Raw genomic sequence first — 2,854 nt, 5'->3', positions numbered from 1 at the left:
TGACCACTGACCACTGACCACTGACCACTGACCACTGACCACTGACCACTGACCACTGACCACTGACCACTGACCAATGCCCAATCACTAATCACCTTTTGCCCAGTGCCCAGTTCTGAGAAACTACGATAAAATAAAAACAATGCCCAGGGGGGGGATATTTTTTGTGATATCTTGAATAAGATAAACTTTAGTAACAAAAATTAATAATACTTTGTTAAACGATACCTTGTCAGCCTTCACACCTGTTGCCGCTTGTATTTCCCCAGCCCAGTCTGGGCAAAGCGAGTCTGCGTCTTCGCGATCGCGACTTGGTGCCAAAAGAGCTTGGTTGGTTTTTGGGGCGGCTTCGTTTTTGGTTTCAGTGCCAGTGTTTATGCAAGCGCCATTAGTGCGGCTGCTGCCACTGCTAAGTTTATTTTTAACTGCGGGCTGGGTGGGATTGAGTTTCGCGTTGCAGAGGCGTCAGAGAACGCAGATATGGGGAGATTTGCTGCTGGGGTTTAGCTGGAGTTGGCTAGCAGGATCGATTTATTGGGGTTGGTTGCGCTGGGAACCGCCAATCCACTTGCCAGTAGAAGCTATTTGCCTGCCCTTAGCACTTTGGTGTTTGACGCAAAATAGGTGGAAAGTGGGTAGTTTATTTTATTTGGGTTCCCTGTTTGGAACAGCGGTAACGGATATATACTTTTACGTAGTCGATCTGATGCCCTCTTGGCGGCAATTGATGCAGGTAGAGCCAACTTTGGCGACACCAATTTTACAAAATGCTCTAGCGCAAGTTCAGACACCTTGGGGGATCGCATGGGCTGTTGTACTTGTCGGTGTTCTTTTAATCGTGGGTACTTTACCATTACGCTCCAGACAGCTACACTGGTGGGCGTTTAGTGGAGCAGTATTGAGTACAATTTTTGTAGATAGCCTATTTTGGTTGGCTGCAAGAGTCGCCTGAGCGATTTATCGCGAACAGCACCGCTCTTGTGAGGGATGACGGGCATTAATAGTGCCTGAATTGCTTCAAAATTAAAACTCTGACTGGCTCTTCGTCGCTTCTTTAGTCATGTGGTGACGTTGCAACCCACTACCACTCCTTATCTTTTACTTCGGACCGAATCTGGTAATCGCTACCTTCCATTAGTGGGCAGTTATTGCTGGACTGTTGGTCGTAGTGACGACAACAATTTTGTGTTGCCGGATCGTTGGATTTCCCGTAACCACGCGATGTTACAGTGCATGGAAACGGGAGAATTCTATCTGATCGATCTTGGTAGCCGCAATGGCTCCTTCGTGAATGGGCGCAGGGTAAGCGTACCCGTAACACTGCGACATGGCGATAGCCTCACTTTCGGTCAAACTGAATTGGAATTTTTCTCGCCCACCGTCAACTACCAGGCTAACGCTCCTAGCAGTTCGCACTCGGATGAGTTGACGGCAACTTCCACTTTGCACGTGCGCCGCCTGATCTCGGTGATGGTTGTGGATATCCGCGACTTTACGGGGCTAACTCGACAACTTGATGAAAAGATTCTCTCGGAGTTGATTGGCACATGGTTTCGTCATTCCGGCAGTATTATTCGGGAACATGGCAGTTGGGTTGATAAGTACATCGGCGATGCGATTATGGCGGTTTGGTTTCACGGTAGTAGGGGCATTTCTAACGAGGAGATCGGCAGCATTTGTCATGCTCTGAGCGCCCTCCACAAAATGACAGACGATTTGTACAATCAATATCCTTTGCCTTTCCCGTTGCGGATTGGGGCGGGCATCAATACTGGGTATGCAATGGTGGGGAATACGGGAAGTGGCGATCGCCCCGATTACACTGCTTTGGGCGATACGGTGAATGCTGCCTTTCGCCTGGAATCCTCTACCAAAGAACTGCGCCTGGATCTTGCCTTGGGCGAAACTACCTACAAATATCTCTTGCCTTTGGGTGCAGAGCAATCTGGATTCAAGCAATACACCGTGCATCTGAAGGGATATGATAAGCCTACGCTGACTTATGCAGGCACATTTGCCGACTTGGATACTTTGTTGGAAAGGCAGCCCCAAGGTCAATAAGCGCAAGTAAAGCAAGAGTAGCTTTACTAGGGCGCTATAAACCGGATAATAATCTTTGATAAAGCTGTGTGTGGATTCAATCCGCTCTTTTAGGGAGGTTTTTATTTATGAAACGATTGCTGCGTTTGTTGATGATATTCGCTCTGGTACTCGGTAGCTTTGGATGGCTGGGGCAACCGACCGAGGCAATGGCGGCTTCTTTGAGTGGTGTGGCGTTACGTTCAACGCCAGTATTGGCAGCAGAATCGGCAGAAGTTCTGCGAAATCGGGTAGACCAAAAGCTGGGCGAGATACACGGAAAAATTGATTTGAACAACACGAATGTCCGAGCTTTCAGGCGATTTTCAGGATTTTATCCTACCCTGGCTGGGAAAATTGTCAAAAATGCTCCTTACGGAAAAGTAGAGGATGTGCTAAACATTCCTGGGCTTTCCGATCGCCAGAAAGAAATTCTGCAAGCTAACCTGGATAGCTTTACGGTAACGGATGTAGAAGACGCCTTAGTACAAGGAGCCGATCGGATTAATAACGGTATCTATCGTTAAAACTAGGGACTAGGGGAATTTTAGATTTTAGATTTTAGATTTAAAATCTGAAATCTGAAATTTTCGCCTTTTGCCCCTGGGCCACTTTTCACAGTTGGTTCTGGCAAAATGCTAACTAATCCCACTACGCTGTAGTGGGACTTTTCTGGGGGTGCGGTCATAAGTAGTTGGTTGTCCCCCTTGTCCCCCTTGTCCCCCTTGTCCCCCTTGTCCCCCTTGTCCCCCTTGTCCCCCTTGTCCCCCTTGTC

General features: G+C 48.0%; 3 protein-coding genes. All 3 read left to right on the top strand.

Translation table 11 applies throughout. The features are described from left to right. Positions 1-214: 214 nt before the first annotated feature. The 3 genes from LAY57_RS35245 (at position 215) to psbU (ending at position 2,606) form a co-directional block, all read left to right on the top strand. The gene (locus LAY57_RS35245) at positions 215-952 is read left to right on the top strand and encodes a DUF3120 domain-containing protein (protein ID WP_420839196.1); all 738 of its coding nucleotides are present in this window, start codon (positions 215-217) and stop codon (positions 950-952) included. Between the two features lie 113 nt (positions 953-1,065). Further along, the gene (locus tag LAY57_RS35240; RefSeq protein ID WP_522729861.1) at positions 1,066-2,061 is read left to right on the top strand and encodes an adenylate/guanylate cyclase domain-containing protein; all 996 of its coding nucleotides are present in this window, start codon (positions 1,066-1,068) and stop codon (positions 2,059-2,061) included. Positions 2,062-2,168: 107 nt separating this feature from the next. Beyond that, the gene (psbU, locus tag LAY57_RS35235; protein ID WP_249072090.1) at positions 2,169-2,606 is read left to right on the top strand and encodes a photosystem II complex extrinsic protein PsbU; all 438 of its coding nucleotides are present in this window, start codon (positions 2,169-2,171) and stop codon (positions 2,604-2,606) included. Positions 2,607-2,854: the final 248 nt, after the last annotated feature.

This window comes from Argonema antarcticum A004/B2, assembly GCF_023333585.1.
Taxonomy (GTDB): domain Bacteria; phylum Cyanobacteriota; class Cyanobacteriia; order Cyanobacteriales; family Aerosakkonemataceae; genus Argonema; species Argonema antarcticum.
Note: the sequence above shows the minus strand (reverse complement) of the source record. Positions and strands in the feature narration are given on the sequence as shown.